This window comes from Streptomyces sp. NBC_01288 (assembly GCF_035982055.1).
Lineage (GTDB): Bacteria > Actinomycetota > Actinomycetes > Streptomycetales > Streptomycetaceae > Streptomyces.
Genome location: NZ_CP108427.1, coordinates 3,195,087 through 3,210,221, shown reverse-complemented (window position 1 = coordinate 3,210,221; position 15,135 = coordinate 3,195,087). Strand labels below are relative to the sequence as shown.

The 15,135-nt window shown below is 70.3% G+C and carries 16 protein-coding genes; 10 read left to right on the top strand and 6 right to left on the bottom strand.

The features are described 5' to 3' along the window. Window positions 1-199: 199 nt before the first annotated feature. Complete coding sequence (locus tag OG194_RS13750; RefSeq protein WP_327401155.1) at window positions 200-787, bottom strand: TIGR03086 family metal-binding protein; 588 nt, start codon at window positions 785-787, stop codon at window positions 200-202. A 78-nt stretch (window positions 788-865) separates the two neighbouring features. Between OG194_RS13750 and OG194_RS13745 the strand changes: the two genes are divergently transcribed. Further along, window positions 866-1,852 (top strand): helix-turn-helix transcriptional regulator, encoded by a 987-nt coding sequence (locus OG194_RS13745; RefSeq protein ID WP_327401154.1) that lies wholly within the window; start codon window positions 866-868, stop codon window positions 1,850-1,852. A 143-nt stretch (window positions 1,853-1,995) separates the two neighbouring features. Further along, the gene (locus tag OG194_RS13740) at window positions 1,996-2,355 is read left to right on the top strand and encodes a hypothetical protein (protein WP_327401153.1); all 360 of its coding nucleotides are present in this window, start codon (window positions 1,996-1,998) and stop codon (window positions 2,353-2,355) included. A 327-nt stretch (window positions 2,356-2,682) separates the two neighbouring features. Here the strand turns inward: OG194_RS13740 and OG194_RS13735 are convergent, their stop codons facing one another. Further along, on the bottom strand, window positions 2,683-3,306 hold the full coding sequence (locus tag OG194_RS13735; protein WP_327401152.1) for a TetR family transcriptional regulator: 624 nt from the start codon (window positions 3,304-3,306) through the stop codon (window positions 2,683-2,685). Between the two features lie 150 nt (window positions 3,307-3,456). Here OG194_RS13735 and OG194_RS13730 point away from each other — a divergent pair, with 150 nt between their 5' ends. The 3 genes from OG194_RS13730 to OG194_RS13720 all read left to right on the top strand — a co-directional run bounded on the left by OG194_RS13730 (window position 3,457) and on the right by OG194_RS13720 (window position 5,227). Beyond that, window positions 3,457-3,624, top strand: a complete 168-nt coding sequence (locus OG194_RS13730; protein ID WP_327401151.1) for a hypothetical protein — start codon at window positions 3,457-3,459, stop codon at window positions 3,622-3,624. Window positions 3,625-3,689: 65 nt separating this feature from the next. Beyond that, a complete protein-coding gene (locus OG194_RS13725) occupies window positions 3,690-3,989 on the top strand; it encodes a DUF4190 domain-containing protein (protein ID WP_327401150.1) in 300 nt (99 codons plus the stop codon). Between the two features lie 74 nt (window positions 3,990-4,063). Beyond that, window positions 4,064-5,227 carry a cysteine desulfurase family protein gene (locus tag OG194_RS13720; RefSeq protein WP_327401149.1) on the top strand — a complete coding sequence of 388 codons (1,164 nt, stop codon included), beginning with the start codon at window positions 4,064-4,066 and terminating at the stop codon, window positions 5,225-5,227. Window positions 5,228-5,249: 22 nt separating this feature from the next. Here OG194_RS13720 and OG194_RS13715 read toward each other — a convergent pair whose 3' ends face one another. Both OG194_RS13715 and OG194_RS13710 read right to left on the bottom strand, forming a co-directional pair. After that, window positions 5,250-6,815 (bottom strand): multicopper oxidase family protein, encoded by a 1,566-nt coding sequence (locus tag OG194_RS13715; protein WP_327401148.1) that lies wholly within the window; start codon window positions 6,813-6,815, stop codon window positions 5,250-5,252. A gap of 214 nt (window positions 6,816-7,029) precedes the next feature. Then, on the bottom strand, window positions 7,030-7,779 hold the full coding sequence (locus OG194_RS13710; RefSeq protein WP_327401147.1) for an N-acetylmuramoyl-L-alanine amidase: 750 nt from the start codon (window positions 7,777-7,779) through the stop codon (window positions 7,030-7,032). Between the two features lie 60 nt (window positions 7,780-7,839). On the opposite strand from OG194_RS13710, the gene mnmA reads away from it, so the two are divergent. Beyond that, window positions 7,840-8,970, top strand: a complete 1,131-nt coding sequence (gene mnmA, locus OG194_RS13705) for a tRNA 2-thiouridine(34) synthase MnmA (protein WP_327401146.1) — start codon at window positions 7,840-7,842, stop codon at window positions 8,968-8,970. An 83-nt stretch (window positions 8,971-9,053) separates the two neighbouring features. Here the strand turns inward: mnmA and OG194_RS13700 are convergent, their stop codons facing one another. Together OG194_RS13700 and OG194_RS13695 are read right to left on the bottom strand one after the other, a co-directional pair. Then, on the bottom strand, window positions 9,054-9,839 hold the full coding sequence (locus OG194_RS13700; RefSeq protein ID WP_327401145.1) for an alpha/beta fold hydrolase: 786 nt from the start codon (window positions 9,837-9,839) through the stop codon (window positions 9,054-9,056). A gap of 57 nt (window positions 9,840-9,896) precedes the next feature. Then, window positions 9,897-10,220 carry a DUF427 domain-containing protein gene (locus OG194_RS13695; protein WP_327401144.1) on the bottom strand — a complete coding sequence of 108 codons (324 nt, stop codon included), beginning with the start codon at window positions 10,218-10,220 and terminating at the stop codon, window positions 9,897-9,899. 50 nt (window positions 10,221-10,270) lie between these two features. Between OG194_RS13695 and OG194_RS13690 the strand changes: the two genes are divergently transcribed. The 4 genes from OG194_RS13690 to ligA all read left to right on the top strand — a co-directional run bounded on the left by OG194_RS13690 (window position 10,271) and on the right by ligA (window position 15,019). Continuing rightward, the gene (locus OG194_RS13690) at window positions 10,271-10,810 is read left to right on the top strand and encodes a TIGR00730 family Rossman fold protein (protein ID WP_327401143.1); all 540 of its coding nucleotides are present in this window, start codon (window positions 10,271-10,273) and stop codon (window positions 10,808-10,810) included. Window positions 10,811-10,817: 7 nt separating this feature from the next. After that, window positions 10,818-11,516: an SDR family oxidoreductase gene (locus OG194_RS13685; protein WP_327401142.1), complete on the top strand. Its 699-nt coding sequence runs from the start codon at window positions 10,818-10,820 to the stop codon at window positions 11,514-11,516. 287 nt (window positions 11,517-11,803) lie between these two features. Further along, window positions 11,804-12,811, top strand: a complete 1,008-nt coding sequence (locus OG194_RS13680) for a methionine synthase (RefSeq protein WP_327401141.1) — start codon at window positions 11,804-11,806, stop codon at window positions 12,809-12,811. A gap of 15 nt (window positions 12,812-12,826) precedes the next feature. Beyond that, window positions 12,827-15,019, top strand: a complete 2,193-nt coding sequence (gene ligA / locus OG194_RS13675; protein WP_327401140.1) for an NAD-dependent DNA ligase LigA — start codon at window positions 12,827-12,829, stop codon at window positions 15,017-15,019. The last annotated feature ends 116 nt before the right edge of the window (window positions 15,020-15,135 follow it).

Sequence of the window (15,135 nt, the reverse complement as noted above, 5' to 3'; positions counted from 1 at the left end):
GCGATTCGCGGCCACCACTGGGCCGCCGGCTGCGGGCCGCGGCCGACCGCTTGGCCCGGGCCCAACTGTCCTCAGGTGTGTCGGCTCCTTGGGGGTTCTCAGCGTGGGCCGCGCTCTCCGTGGCGCCGTAATTCGATCCGAGGCCACCGCCCCCCTGGCCGATGGTGCGACGTGGCCGGATGCCCGGCCCGCGCCGCACTCAGTCGAGCGGCTTGCGCCCGAGCCAGGCGGCCAACTGCCTGTAGGGGTCGGCTCCTTCGGGCGTCGGCTGTGCCGTGTCGAAGGGGGTGTCCGCGTCCCGTTCGGGGTCCGGCAGGACCCTGCGGGCGATCGTCAGGGCGAACTCGGCCAGTTCCGGGTCGAGTTGGACGGGGTGGCCCAGGGACTCCGAGAGGTCCCAGGCGTGGGTGACGTTCTCCATGATGTAGCCGGAGAGGGCGATGCGGCCCGGGGTCTTGCCCCAGGGGACCTGGACCAGGGCGTCCAGGCGGGAGTCGTCCGACCAGGCGTTCCTGACCCGGGTGCGGGCCTCGTCGTAGGCCGTCGGCCAGCCCTGGTCGTCGATGCCGTCGACGAAGGGGTGTACGGCCATGCCGTCGCCGCCCTCGCCGATCGTCGCGATGCGGTGGGTGCCGCCGACGAGGTGGCTCAGGAGGGTGCGCACGTCGAACTCCGTGCAGGGGGTGGGGGACGAGAGCTGCTCCGGGCGTACCGTCCTGATCAGGGCCGCGGCCTGCTCGGTGGCTCGGGTGTACAGGGGGCGGGGGTCGTTCGCGTTGGGGTTCATGGCAGTGATGGTGGATCCATAACCTGACAGTTTCCGTCAACATTTGCCTGAGGGTTTCCGGCCGTGGATCCTGGGGGTGTGAAGGCCGACCGACTGCTCTCGATCCTGTTGCTCCTGCAGACCCGGGGCCGCGTCCCCGCGCATGAACTCGCCGACCGGCTTGAGGTGTCGGTGCGGACCATCTACCGGGACGTCGAGGCGTTGTCGGCGTCCGGGGTGCCGGTGTACGCCGAGCGCGGGCGGCACGGCGGGATCGAGTTGCTCGCCGGGTTCCGTACGGACGTGACGGGACTGACCGCCGACGAGTCGCGCGCCCTGTTCATCCTGGCCGCGCAGGGCGCCCACGCCGCACTCGGTCTCGACGCCGCGCTCGGTTCCGCGCTGCGCAAGGTGATGGCCGCGCTGCCGGCGCCGTACCGGCCGGCCGCCGAGGTGACCTCCCGGCGCATCCTCGTCGACGCCACCCGCTGGAAGGGCGGGCCCCAACCCGCCGTGGATCTGGACGTGTTGCAGGATGCGGTCTTCGCTGATCGGCGGTTGCGGCTGCGCTATCGACACAGCGGGGCCAAGGAGCCGAGCACCTACACCGTCGATCCCTACGGCCTCGTCTCCAAGGCCGGCGTCTGGTATCTCGTCGCCGACCGCCGTGCGCGCCCCCGCCTCTTCCGCGCCGACCGCGTCCACTCGGCCACCCTCCTCCCGGACCCCGTGAAGCGCCGCCCTGGTGTCGAACTCGCCGACGCCTGGGAGGAGTTGCGCCGCCAGGTGGAGGAACGCCCCGGCGGACTCGACGTCACCGTCCGGGTCCGCCGCTCCCGCCTCGACATGTTCCTGCGCCTCAACGCCTCCTCGCTCGCCGAACTCCCCAAGACGGAAGGGGTGGTTGACGGCGAGGGCGACTGGGTGACCGTCCGGCTGACCTACGGCGTCGTCCGCGAGGCGCGCCAACTGCTCCAGTTCGCCGACGCGTTGGAGGTCGTATCACCGCCGGAGGTACGCGCGGAGGTGGCCGCGGCGGCCGCTTCTGTCACGGAGCTGTACCAGCGGGTAGGCGCGGGTCAGTAGCGAAGTAGCAGGTCAGGGCGGTCTCTTGGGCTGCCCTTTACTCCGTGCACAGGGTGAGGACAGGGCTCCGACAACGAAGCCCTAAGCGGCGTTGATTGAGTTCCCGTCACAAGACATCCTCATCGTTTTTGGAGTTGTTTCTCATGAAGCGTGCGCGTCTCCTCCCCGCAGTGGCCCTGCTGGCGCTCTCGCCCCTGGCCCTGGCGGCCTGCGGGTCGAGCGACTCGTCGTCGTCCTCCGGCAGCGGCAACTCCGGTTCCACCCAGTCCTGTTCGGCCTCCGGCAGGCCCACCGGCAACGCCACGGCACGGCCCAGCGGCGCCCCGTCCGGTGCGCCCACGGGCGCGGCGGCCTCGGGCGCGCCGACGGGCAAGCCGACCGGCAACGCCTCCGGCATGCCGACGGGCGGCCCCGGCGGGGGCGGCGGACAGGGCGGCCCCGGCGGCGGGTGCGGCGGCGGCCCGGGCGGCGGCCAGATGAGCGGGGCCCCGCAGCAGGGCTGACCGCGCTCCCGCACGACAGGGGCGGCACACTCGTACACCGGGCGTGCCGCCCCTTCCGTATGCCCGCCGTCCGCACGGAACTTCCGGCCACCGGTGTGGAGCTGCGACCGGCACGGAATTCCCGGCCACCGGTGTGGAGCTGCGACCGGTATCGAACTCGCGGGCGCCGGTGCGGAGTGGTCACCGGTGCTGAACTCCCGGCCGTCGATGTTGAGTTGCGACCGGCACCGAACTCTCAGCCGCCGGTGCGGAGTTGCCGCCGGTGCGGAGCCGGCGGCCGGCGATGGAGTTGCCCGGCGATGGAAAGTCGCCCGGCGGTGCCGTACCTCAGCCGAGCCAGTGCCGTCGCCCCACGCTGATCAACCGCATCTGCTGCTGGGCGAGTTGGGCCACCCGCTCGCGCTCCTCGTCCGACGCCTCCAGTGCCTCCAGGAAGAGCGAGGCCGTGATGAGCATCTGGTCGACGTAGAGGTGGGCCAGCATCAGCAGGTCGTCGTCGCGCCAGCCGCGTGACTCGGGGTCCTTGGCGAGTTCGGCCTTCACCTCCTCGGCGAACCGGGCGAGTTGCTCCCGGATGGCCTCCCGTACCGGCTGCACCCCGCCGTGCCGCTCGCGCGCGATGAAGCGGACGTGCGCCGGGTGCGTGCTCACGTGATGGGCGATCAACTCGACGGCCCGCGTGATGCGTTGGCCGCTGTCCGCCGGGGCCACCGTCTGCCGGATCATCGGATGCAGACTGCCCAGCGCCTCCTCGACGAGTGCGACCCCGAGGTCGGCCGTGGAGCGGAAGTGCCGGTAGAAGGCGGTCGGGGCGACGCCCACGGCCCGGGTGACCTCGCGCAGGCCGAGACTGCTCAGGCTCTGCTCCTCCAGCAGCCCCAACGCGGCGTCCAGCAACGCCTGTCGGGTCTTCTGCTTCTGTACCTGCCGGATGCCGAGGGTGTGACTCATGTCATCCAGTTAACAACTGTTCTCCGTAATTGGAAAGTCGCCGGACGCGCTAGACTCAAGTTCAGTGAACAAGTGTTACTACAACCGTTCACCGAAACGTAACGAGAGCCGTCCCGGACGTCCCGGTCGGCTCGGAGGGGGATTCATCCCATGCTGTTCCTCGTCGTAGCGCTCCTGCTGTTCGGCGTCGTGATGGGCACCGTGGCCCACGCGCCGCTCGCCTTCACCGCCGTCGCCGCCACCGTCATCGCCGTCTGGCTGGGCATCTTCGCGCTCCGCGAGCGGCACGGCCGCCGCAGCCGTACGACCGCCAACTGACCGTCCGCGGCTGCCAGTCGACCGCCCGACCCACCACCCGCCCGATCCTCGGGAGCTGAAACCACATGCAACTCACCGCACCGGCAACCAGCAGCACCACCACCGACAACAACGCCGACGTGAAGCCCACCGGCCGTCGCGACGCCGACGGCATGGCCGTCGCGTCCTTCATCCTCGGCCTCGTCGGACTGCTCGTGCTCAACGTGTTCCTCGGCCCGATCGCCATCGCCCTGGCCGGCGCGGCGCTGTGGCGCGGCACCGCCCGTCGCGGCCGTGCGTTCCTCGGCCTGGGACTCGGCATCGCCGATCTGCTGGTCCTCGTCGCCTTCATGCAGCTGGACAGCACGGTCTCCTGGAGCTTCTAGGAGACCGGCGGGATCGCGCCAGGCGTGCCCGCCCCTCCGGGGTGCGCACCGGGGCCCGTAGAATCGGCGTCACCATGGCATACCTCGACCACGCCGCGACCACCCCGATGCTTCCCGAGGCAGTCGAGGCGATGACGGCCCACCTGAGCATCACGGGCAACGCCTCCTCCCTCCACGCTTCCGGCCGCAAGGCCCGCCGTACGGTCGAAGAGGCCCGGGAGACCCTCGCCGAAGCGCTCGGCGCCCGCCCCAGCGAGGTCGTGTTCACCTCCGGCGGCACCGAGGCCGACAACCTCGCGGTGAAGGGCCTGTACTGGTCCCGCCGCGACGCCGACCCGGCCCGCACCCGGATCCTGGCCAGCCCCGTCGAGCACCACGCCGTCCTGGACGCCGTCCACTGGCTGGGCGAGCACGAGGGTGCCACCGTCGAGTACCTCCCGGTCGACTCCTACGGCCGGGTCCGCCCCGAGGTGCTGCGCGAGGCGATCGCCCGCAACCCCGACGACGTCGCCCTGGCGACCGTGATGTGGGCCAACAACGAGATCGGCACGGTCATGCCGGTGCGTGAACTCGCCGATGTGGCGGGGGAGTTCGGCATCCCGCTGCACGCCGACGCGGTGCAGGCCTTCGGTCAGATCCCGGTCGACTTCGCCGCCTCCGGGCTCGCCGCGGCAACCGTCTCCGGCCACAAGATCGGCGGCCCGTACGGCATCGGCGCCCTGCTGCTGGGCCGTGAGTACACCCCCGTCCCCGTCCTGCACGGCGGCGGCCAGGAACGCCATGTCCGCTCCGGCACCCTCGACGTCCCCGCGATCGCCTCCTTCGCGGTCGCCGGCCGGCTGGCCGCCGAGCAACGCGAGTGGTTCGCCCGCGAGATCGGCGCCCTGCGCGACGAGTTGATCTCCGCCGTCCGTACGGCCGTCCCGGACGCGATCCTCGGCGGCGACCCGGTGGACCGCCTCCCGGCCAACGCCCACTTCACGTTCCCGGGTTGTGAAGGCGACTCCCTGCTGCTCCTGCTGGACGCCCAGGGCATCGAGTGTTCCACCGGCTCGGCCTGCACGGCGGGCGTCGCCCAGCCCAGCCACGTCCTCCTCGCCACCGGCACCGACCCGGACCTGGCCCGCGGCACCCTGCGCTTCTCTCTCGGCCACACCTCCACGGAGGCCGACGTGGAGGCGGTCGCGAAGGCGATCGGCCCGGCGGTGGACCGTGCTCGCGCCGCCGGGCTGACCTGAGTGCCGTTCGCCGGCTCGCCGGCTAGCTCTCCGTCACCATCAGGGCGGCCATCATGCCCTCGTCCTCGTGCTGGAGGAGATGGCAGTGGAGCATGTACATATAGGTGTCGTCGGCGTAGTCGGTGAACTCCATGGCGACCTCGATCGAGCCGCCACCGACCACTTCGTAGGTGTCGTACCACCCCAGTTCGACGCCTGTCGGTGTCTCGCCGTTGATCGATATGAGCTGGTACGGCACGTCGTGCAGATGGAACGAGTGTTCCAGCTGGGTGCTGTTCTTGATCGTCCAGATCTCCTTGGACCCCAGCGTGGTGCTGATCATCGCCATGGAGGACATGCTGGTGCCGGCCGAGCCGTTGATCAGCATGGTCGTGCCGCTCTGGCCGAGCGTGATGGTGCGGGCCGTGAAGTCGCTGGTGTCGTAGCGGTCGATGGTGTTGAGGGTGCTGGGGAGGTCGTCCGGGGTGTCCGTGCCGCTCGCGGTGATGGCGAGGACGTCGTAGGTGCCGCTGCCGCCGCGGACCCAGCCGGTGGTGATGACGGCCTGGAGCGTCGCGTCCGCGCTCAGGTCCATCACGAACTCGGCGCGGGCGCCGGCCACCAGCCGGATCGACGTGACGTCGGTCGCCTCGGTCAGATAGCCCTGGTCGGTCGCGATCTGGCTGAGCGTGCCGCCGTCGCTGCGCTGGACGGTGATGATGTCCGAGGGCGAGGCGTTCAGCACGCGGAAGCGGGTGCGGGTCTTGGTGGCCGTGAAGCCGAGCGTGGTGGAGTCGACGTTCGTGCCGTTCAGCAGCAGCGGGTAGCTGAGACCGCTGCTGAGATAGCCCGTCAGGTCGTACTTGATGTCACCGGCGCTGTCCGTGGCCAGGCACTGGAAGATCAGCGGGATGTCGTCGACGCCGTAGTCGCTCGGCAGGTCCGACGAGGCGGTCGAGTCGTCCTCGACGATGATCATCCCGGCCAGCCCGTGCACCGCCTGCTTGGCCGTGGTGCCCAGCGCGTGCGGGTGGTACCAGAGGGTCTTCGCGTCGTCGTCGACCGTGAACGTCGGCGACCAGGTGGTCCCGTCGGAGAACGCGACCTGCGGGCCGCCGTCCATCTTGGCCGGGACGTGGGCGCCGTGGAAGTGGACGGTGGTGTCCGCGCCCAGGCTGTTGGTGATGTTCAGCAGGACCGTGTCGCCGTTGGTCCACTTCATGGTGGGGCCGAGGAACGACTGGTTGTAGCCCATGGTGTCGCTGGTGACCCCGCTCAGCACCTCGGCGGTGCCGGTCTTGGCCTCCAGGGTGAAGGTCGTGGTGGTGCCGCTGGTCGTGCCCTCCAGGAGGTCCGGGATGACCAGGGTGCTGTCCGCCGCGGACGCCTTGTTCTTCGCCGCGCCGTTCAGCAGGGAGAAGGCCCCTCCGGCCGCGGCGACCGCCGCGATACCGGTCCCGGCCATGCCGCCGAGGAACTTGCGCCGGTGCAGACCCTTGCCTCGGAGCGCGATGTCCTTGCCGTGCTCGCGCTTCTCGGCCATGGATTTGCGGTGGTTGCCCTTCGCGTCTCTGTTCTCTCCGGACGCGGGCTCGCTGGTGTGTGTCATGAGGCCAGAGATTTGACCTAAGGACTGTGTAAAGACTGAGGGGCAGTTAGTAGTCAGCAGAGCAGTCTATGAAAGATATGCGTGCACGATCGCTCCCCAACTCCCCTTGAACCAATGCGGAGTTGGCGTGCCCCAGGTCACATCCGGAGCGGGGGACGCATCGGACACCGCCGTGACTGAAACGACTCATAGCCAAACCGTAGTGTGACCCGAGTCACGCTTGTGTCCGGTGTGCCCGCCTTACGAGTGTCATGTACCGGTCCCAGTCCCAGTACCGCCCCGGGTCCGTGTGATCGGTCCCCGGCACCTCCACATGCCCGATGACATGCTTCCGGTCCACAGGGATTCCGTAGCGCCCGCATATCTCCGCCGTCAGCCGTGCGGAGTTCGTGTACATCACGTCCGTGAACGACGACTTCCGGTCGACGAAGCCCTCGTGTTCGATGCCGACACTGCGTTCGTTGTACGACCGGTTGCCCGCGTGGAAGGCCACGTCCAGCTCACGGATCATCTGTGTGATGTCCCCGCGCTGCCGGACGATGTAGTGCGCGGCCGCCTGGTGCCCCGGGTCCTGGAAGGCCTTCACCGCACTCTCGTAACTGCCCTGCGTGACATGGATGACCACCCGGTCTATCGCGTAGTCGTCCGGCCGGTCGGCCCGCCGGTAGTTCGCCGAGGAAGCCGCCACCCACGTGGCCCCTGGAAAATCGACGGCCCCCGGAGTCCGCGGTTTCTCCACCCCCGGCGTCCGCCACCACAACCGAGCCAACTCGTCCCGAGCCACCACAGCGGTCCCTACGGCGGCCACGGCCCCGCCGATGAGCAGCGCCCGCCGCCCGGGCCGCCGGGCCACGGAACCGGGTGACGTGTCCGCGGCGCCCGGCGGCTTCCCCGCCGGATCGCCCCGATCGCCCTGACTGTCCTGCTGACTTTGACGGTTCTGCTCGCTCTGTGTCTCCCCCATGTGATCGTCAACGGATACTCGCGGGCTCCGGTTCCCGACGACCCGTACCCTGGAAGGGTTATGACTGAGACCTCGCAGCGCCCCCGCCCCCTTCGCGTACTCGCCGCCATGTCGGGCGGCGTCGATTCCGCCGTCGCCGCCGCCCGCGCCGCGGAAGCCGGCCACGACGTGACCGGCGTCCACCTCGCGCTCTCCGCGAACCCGCAATCGTTCCGCACGGGCGCGCGTGGCTGTTGCACGATCGAGGACTCACGGGACGCCCGCCGCGCCGCCGACGTCATCGGCATCCCGTTCTACGTCTGGGACCTCGCCGACCGCTTCCGCGAGGACGTCGTCGAGGACTTCGTCGCCGAGTACGAGGCCGGCCGCACCCCGAACCCGTGCCTGCGCTGCAACGAGAAGATCAAGTTCGCCGCCCTGCTCGACAAGGCGCTCGCCCTCGGCTTCGACGCGGTCTGCACCGGCCACTACGCGCAGGTGATCGTGAACGAGGACGGCACCCGCGAACTGCACCGCGCCTCCGACATGGCCAAGGACCAGTCGTACGTCCTCGGTGTCCTGGACGAGCGGCAGCTCGCACACGCGCTGTTCCCGCTCGGCGACACGGTCACGACGAAGGACGAGATCCGCGCGGAGGCCGAGCGCCGGGGCCTCGCGGTCGCCAAGAAGCCCGACTCGCACGACATCTGCTTCATCGCCGACGGCGACACCCAGGGCTTCCTCGCGGGCCGCCTCGGCAAGGCCGAGGGCGACATCGTCGACGAGTCCGGCTCCGTCATCGGCTCGCACGAGGGCGCGTACGGCTTCACCATCGGCCAGCGCAAGGGCCTGCGCATCGGCACCCCGGCGGCCGACGGCAAGCCGCGCTACGTCCTGGACATCTCCCCGGTCGACAACACGGTGACGGTCGGCCCGGCCGCCTCCCTCGACGTCAGCGGCCTCACCGCCGTCAAGCCCCGCTGGTGCGGCACGGCCCCGACCGGCCCCGGCACCTACACCGCCCAGCTCCGCGCCCACGGCGGCGAGACCGAGGTCACCGCCGAACTCGTCGACGGCACCCTGGAGGTGTCGTTCACCGAGCCGGTACGGGGCGTGGCCCCCGGGCAGGCGATCGTGCTGTACGACGACACGCGCGTGGTGGGGTCGGCGACGATCGCGACGACCACGCGCGCGGCGACGGCGATGGCCTGAGACCTGGGACTGAGATCAGGGCGCCAGATCGGGGCGCCTGAGATCAGGGCCTGAGACTGGTGCCAAGTCGTCAGTCGGCGGGGTCAGTTCGAGTCCGCGAAGAACTCGGTGAGCACAGGCGCAAGCACGGCCGGGTCCACCATGTGGGTCTGACCGTCCAGCGTGCGGTACGACCCGTCCGGCGCCGCGTCCGCCACAGCCTGCGCGGCCTCCCGCATCCACTCGGGGCTCGCGCCGCCCGCGATGGTGAGCACCGGGACGGACAGGGACGCCAGCCGCTCCGCCGGCACCGATCCATCCCCCATGGACGCGTCGTCGTAGGCGAGGGTCGGGGCGATGGCCTCCATGCCGGGCCACATGGGGGAGTGGCGGGCGCCGTCGATCATCTCCGGGGGTGCGCCGGTGAGCGCCATGAAGAGTGCGACGGCGTCGCCGTGGCGGCCCTCGGCGAGGAGTTCCGTGAGGCGCTCGGTGTACTCGGCGCGCTCCTTGGCGCCGGTCGCGTCGAGGGCGAACGGCGGCTCGTACAGGGCGACTTGGGTGACGGGGAGGCCGCTCGCCGCCGCGTGCAGGGCGAGGGCGGCGCCGGACGAGTGGCCGTAGAGCGCCGCGCTGCCGCCCACGGCGTCGATCAGCGCCGCGAGGTCCTCGACCTCCCGGGCCACGGCGAACGGCGCCGTGTCGCCGCTCGCGCCCCGGCCCCGGCGGTCGTACGGGACGGCCCCGAACCGGTGCGCGAGCTGCGCGGCGAGCGGCAGGAGCCCGTCGCCCGTGGTCATCGCGCCACCGACCAGGACGACGGGCGGACCCCCACCGATGCGTTCGTACGCGATGGCGGTGCCGTCGCGCGAAACAGTCTTCTTGTCCATGTCGATGAAGACTGCCGAAGGAACGCCGACTAATCGGTCACGACACTTCTGAATCGACTACGACACCTCTACTTCGTAGAAGCAGAGGTGGTCCTTGATCTGGGCTACGTCGGGCTTGGGGTCGGGATACGCCCACACCAGGTCGGGGGAGTCCGGCAGGGACCAGTAGGAGGCGTCGCCCTTGAAGGGGCAGTGGGTGTGGGTCTCGGAGGGGGTCAGGAGGTCGAGGCGTACATCCTCCGGAGGGAGGTAGTACCGCACCGGGGAACCGGTCTCCTTCAGGACGAGGGGGCGGTCGCTCTCCGCCAGCACCTGGTCGCCGTGGACGACGCGGACGTGCCGGTCGCCCTGCTCGATCGTGATCGTGTGTCCTTGGGCCATACCGGAAAAGCACTCCCGGGCCCCTGGTTCTTCCCGCGTACGGTGACGACATGAAGATCTGTGTCTTTCTCTCCGCCGCCGATCTGGACGAGCGCTACACGCGCCCCGCGCGCGAGTTCGCGGAACTCCTCGGCAAGGGCGGGCACACGCTCGTGTGGGGCGGTTCCGAGTCCGGGCTGATGAAGGTGGTCGCCGACGGCGTTCAGGCGTCCGGCGGACGCCTGGTGGGCGTCTCGGTGACCTTCCTGGCGGCGTCGGCACGGGAGGGCGCCGACGAGATGGTGATCGCGTCCGACCTCGCCGAACGCAAGAGGCTGCTCCTGGAGAAGTCCGACGCCGTGGTGATCATGGTGGGCGGCACCGGGACGCTGGACGAGGCCACGGAGATCCTGGAACTGAAGAAGCACGGCCACACCGACAGGCCGGTGGTGCTCCTGAACACCGCCGGCTTCTACGACGGCCTGAAGACCCAGTTCCGGCGCATGGAGGACGAGGGGTTCCTGCCCGTCCCGCTCGCCGACCTGGTGTTCTTCGCGGAGGAGCCGGTGGGGGCACTGGCCTACCTGGAGGAGAGCCAGGGCATCGAGTGATGCGAGCATGGCGGACATGGCAACACATGTGATCACCGGGGCCGGTTCAGGCATCGGCGCGGCCGTCGCCCGCCGGCTGCACGCGCGCGGGGACGACCTCGTGCTCCACGCGCGCGACGCGGGCCGCGCGAAGGAACTGGCGGCGGAGTACCCCGGGGCGAGCACCCTGGTGGGCGACCTGGCGGACCCGGACAAACTCAGCTGGGCGTTCTCGCACCAGACCCTGCCCGACCGCGTGGACACGCTCCTGCACATCGCCGGGGTGGTCGACCTCGGCCCGGTGGGCGAGCTGACCCCGAAGACCTGGCGCCACCAGCTCAACGTCAACCTGATCGCCCCCGCCGAACTGACCCGCCACTTCCTGCCCCAACTCCGCCTGTCCGGCGGCCACGTCCTCTTCGTGAACTCCGGCGCGGGCCTGCGGGCGAGCGCCGACTGGTCCGCGTACGCCGCCTCCAAGCACGGCCTGAAGGCCCTGGCGGACTCCCTGCGCCACGAGGAGCACCCCAACGGCGTCCGCGTCACCTCGGTCTACCCCGGCCGCACCGCCAGCCCCATGCAGGCCAAGGTCCACCAACAGGAGGGCAAGCAGTACGACCCCGCCCAGTGGATCGACCCCGAGTCGGTCGCGACGACGATCCTGATGGCGATCGACCTGCCGGGGGACGCGGAGGTCAACGACCTGACGGTGCGGCCGGGACGCTGAGGTTGCCCACTGGGGCTCCGCCCCAGACCCCGCCAAGGGGCTTCGCCCCCTGGACCCCCAGCCCTTTGTCCACCCACCACCCGCTTACTGTCGGTCAAAAGGTGAACCCCCAAGCAACCGAGCCGGGTGGTGAACGGGTCGGCGGAGGCGGGCACTTCTCAGCCCAGGCCGCCACAATCCAGCCCGTCCGGCGTTTGAGGACGAGGCCGTTGAGGCCGAAGCGGGGTCTGGGGGCGCAGCTCCCAGGCACGCTGCCACACCCCCGGAAGGTTCCGTAGTCTTCCGGGGTGAGCAACAGCAGCCAGTTCAGCTTCGGTCCCGCCACCGGTGTCGGTTCACTCCCCGGCATCGACGCCCGTGAGGCCGCGAAGACCGCGACCGGTGCCTTCGAGGACTTCCCGTTCCTGCCCGAACTGCCCGCGCGGGGACCCGGCGCGGACATGATCGGCCGGACCGCGGGGCTGCTCGTCGAGGTGTACGCGCGTGTGGAGCCCAGCGGTTGGCGGATCGGGGACCGTCCGGGGCGGGACACGAAGCGGGCGTGGGCGTGGCTGGGGGAGGACCTCGACGCGTTCGAGGAGTTCACCCAGGGGTACGAGGGGCCGCTCAAGGTGCAGGCCGTTGGACCCTGGACCCTCGCCGCGAGTCTGGAGTTGAGGAACGGTGAGTCCGTGCTCTCCGACCTCGGCGCCGGCCGGGACCTCGCGGGCTCGCTCGCCGAGGGGCTGCGCAATCACCTCGCCGACGTCCAACGCCGCGTCCCCGGCGCCCAGATCGTGCTCCAGCTCGACGAACCGTCCCTCATGGCCGTCCTGCGCGGACACGTCAGGTCCGCCAGCGGCTACCGCACTCACCGCGCCGTCGACCGTCAACTCGTCGAGGACACGCTCCGCGAGGTCGTCGGGGTGCACGGGAACGGCCCGGTCGTCGTCCACTCCTGCGCACCGGACGTGCCGTTCGCCCTGCTGCGCCGGGCGGGCGCGGCGGGGGTCTCCTTCGACTTCTCGCTTCTCACCGAGCGTGACGACGACGTGATCGGCGAGGCGGTCGAGGCCGGCACCCGGATCTTCGCCGGTGTCGTGCCGGGCACGGACACCGCGTTGTCAGACCCTGCCGGTAGCGTCATGGGTGTCAGGACGCTGTGGCGCAGGCTGGGGCTGCGACCGGGACTTCTCGCGGAGGCGGTCACGATCACCCCGTCGTGCGGACTCGCGGGGGCTTCTCCCGAGTACGCGCGCCATGCCCTCGCCCACTGCGTCCGGGCGGCGAGATCCCTCGCGGACAACCCTGAGTGACGGAAGGACAATACGGTGGCCGGCGACAGGCAAGCGGAGACGGCGGTGCCCGCAGAGGCACGGGAGAAGCACGCGCAGCTCGCTGAGCAGATCGAGGAGCACCGCTTCCGGTACTACGTGAACGACGCCCCGGTCGTCAGCGACGCGGACTTCGACAAGCTCCTGCGTTCCCTGGAGGCGCTGGAGGAGGAGTACCCGGAGCTGCGGACGCCGGACTCGCCGACCCAGAAGGTCGCGGGGGCGTACGAGACGGAGTTCACCTCCGTCGTCCACCGCTCCCGCATGCTCTCCCTGGACAACGCGTTCGACGACCTGGAGCTGGCGGCCTGGGCCGAGCGCGTCCAGAAGGACGTCGGTACCACCGACTACCACTTCCTGTGCGAGCTGAAGGTCGACGGCCTCGCCGTCAACCTGACGTATGAGCACGGTCGCCTCACGCGCGCGGCGACCCGCGGCGACGGCCGTACGGGCGAGGACATCACGCCCAACGTCCGTACGATCGCGGAGATCCCGGACCGCCTGACCGGCGACCGCGTGCCCGATCTCGTGGAGATCCGCGGCGAGGTCTACTTCCCGATGGAGAAGTTCGAGGAGCTCAACGCCCGCCTGGTCGAGGCCGGCGACAAGCCCTTCGCCAACCCCCGTAACGCGGCGGCCGGTTCACTGCGCCAGAAGGACCCCCGCGTCACCGCCACCCGCCCCCTGCACATGGTCGTGCACGGCATCGGCGCCCTGGAGGGCTTCGACGCCCTCACCCGCCTCTCCGAGGCCTACGACCTGCTGAAGACCTGGGGCCTGCCCACCTCCTCGCACAACAAGGTGGTCGACGACCTCGACGGCGTACGGGAGTTCATCCGGTACTACGGCGAGAACCGCCACTCCGTGGCGCACGAGATCGACGGCGTCGTCGTCAAGCTCGACGAGATCCCCCTCCAGGGGCGGCTCGGCTCCACCTCCCGCGCCCCGCGCTGGGCGATCGCGTGGAAGTACGCGCCCGAGGAGGTCAACACCAAGCTCGTCAACATCCGCGTGGGCGTGGGCCGTACGGGCCGGGTCACGCCGTACGCCCAGGTCGAGCCGGTGACGGTGGCCGGCTCGGAGGTCGAGTTCGCGACGCTGCACAACCAGGAGGTCGTCAAGGCCAAGGGCGTTCTCATCGGCGACACGGTGGTGCTCCGCAAGGCCGGTGACGTCATCCCGGAGATCCTCGGCCCGGTCGCCGACCTGCGTGACGGCAGCGAGCGGGAGTTCGTGATGCCGGCCGAGTGCCCCGAGTGCGGTACGCCGCTGCGGCCGATGAAGGAGGGCGACATCGACCTCCGCTGCCCGAACGCCCGCACCTGCCCTGCCCAGTTGAGGGAGCGCCTCTTCTACCTCGCGGGCCGCAAGGCGCTCGACATCGACCACTTCGGCTATGTGTCGGCGGCCGCCCTCACCAAGCCGCTGGAGCCCGCGGACCCGCCGCTGGCCGACGAGGGCGACCTGTTCGGGCTCACCATCGAGCGGTTGCTGCCCATCAAGGCGTACGTCCTCGACCAGGACAGCGGGCTGCCCAAGCGCGACCCGAAGACCGGCGAGGAGAAGATCGCCACGGTCTTCGCCAACCAGCAGGGCGAGCCCAAGAAGAACGCCCTCGCGATGCTGGAGACCATCGCGGCGGCCAAGGACCGGCCGCTCGCCCGTATCCTCACCGGCCTGTCGATCCGTCATGTCGGCCCGGTCGCGGCCGAGGCGCTGGCCCGCGAGTTCCGTTCGATCGAGCGGATCGAGCAGGCCACCGAGGAGGAGCTGGCGAACACCGACGGCGTCGGCGCGATCATCGCCGCCTCGCTCAAGGAGTGGTTCGCCGAGGACTGGCACCAGGAGATCCTCCGCAAGTGGCGGGCCGCCGGGGTCCGGATGGAGGAGGAGGGTTCCGCCGAGGACGAGGGCCCGCGTCCGCTCGAAGGTCTCACCGTGGTCGTCACCGGCACACTTGAGCACTTCACACGGGACGGGGCGAAGGACGCCCTGCAAAGCCGGGGAGCGAAAGTGACCGGTTCTGTTTCGAAGAAGACGTCTTTCGTTGTCGTAGGTGACAATCCTGGTTCGAAGTACGACAAGGCAATGCAGGTCAAGGTGCCTGTTCTGAACGAGGACGGCTTCACCGTCCTCCTGGAACAGGGACCAGAGGCGGCCGCCGAAGTCGCGCTTCCGGTCGAGGAGTAGCGAGGAGCAGCGGTTGAAGGCCACCCGATCGGCGCATACCAGATGCATACGGGTGGCCGGGTCGCATTCGGGCAACCGTCTACGACCGCTGCCCGTGGAAGCCTTCTGCGGCCTAC

What these genes read in the sequence shown, in the direction of transcription:
- OG194_RS13750 (WP_327401155.1), bottom strand. Translation starts at nt 787, where the DNA reads ATGAACCCCAACGCGAACGACCCCCGCCCCCTGTACACCCGAGCCACC.
- OG194_RS13740 (WP_327401153.1), top strand. Translation starts at nt 1,996, where the DNA reads ATGAAGCGTGCGCGTCTCCTCCCCGCAGTGGCCCTGCTGGCGCTCTCG.
- OG194_RS13735 (WP_327401152.1), bottom strand. Translation starts at nt 3,306, where the DNA reads ATGAGTCACACCCTCGGCATCCGGCAGGTACAGAAGCAGAAGACCCGA.
- OG194_RS13730 (WP_327401151.1), top strand. Translation starts at nt 3,457, where the DNA reads ATGCTGTTCCTCGTCGTAGCGCTCCTGCTGTTCGGCGTCGTGATGGGC.
- OG194_RS13725 (WP_327401150.1), top strand. Translation starts at nt 3,690, where the DNA reads ATGCAACTCACCGCACCGGCAACCAGCAGCACCACCACCGACAACAAC.
- OG194_RS13720 (WP_327401149.1), top strand. Translation starts at nt 4,064, where the DNA reads ATGGCATACCTCGACCACGCCGCGACCACCCCGATGCTTCCCGAGGCA.
- OG194_RS13715 (WP_327401148.1), bottom strand. Translation starts at nt 6,815, where the DNA reads ATGACACACACCAGCGAGCCCGCGTCCGGAGAGAACAGAGACGCGAAG.
- OG194_RS13710 (WP_327401147.1), bottom strand. Translation starts at nt 7,779, where the DNA reads ATGGGGGAGACACAGAGCGAGCAGAACCGTCAAAGTCAGCAGGACAGT.
- mnmA (WP_327401146.1), top strand. Translation starts at nt 7,840, where the DNA reads ATGACTGAGACCTCGCAGCGCCCCCGCCCCCTTCGCGTACTCGCCGCC.
- OG194_RS13700 (WP_327401145.1), bottom strand. Translation starts at nt 9,839, where the DNA reads ATGGACAAGAAGACTGTTTCGCGCGACGGCACCGCCATCGCGTACGAA.
- OG194_RS13695 (WP_327401144.1), bottom strand. Translation starts at nt 10,220, where the DNA reads ATGGCCCAAGGACACACGATCACGATCGAGCAGGGCGACCGGCACGTC.
- OG194_RS13690 (WP_327401143.1), top strand. Translation starts at nt 10,271, where the DNA reads ATGAAGATCTGTGTCTTTCTCTCCGCCGCCGATCTGGACGAGCGCTAC.
- OG194_RS13685 (WP_327401142.1), top strand. Translation starts at nt 10,818, where the DNA reads ATGGCGGACATGGCAACACATGTGATCACCGGGGCCGGTTCAGGCATC.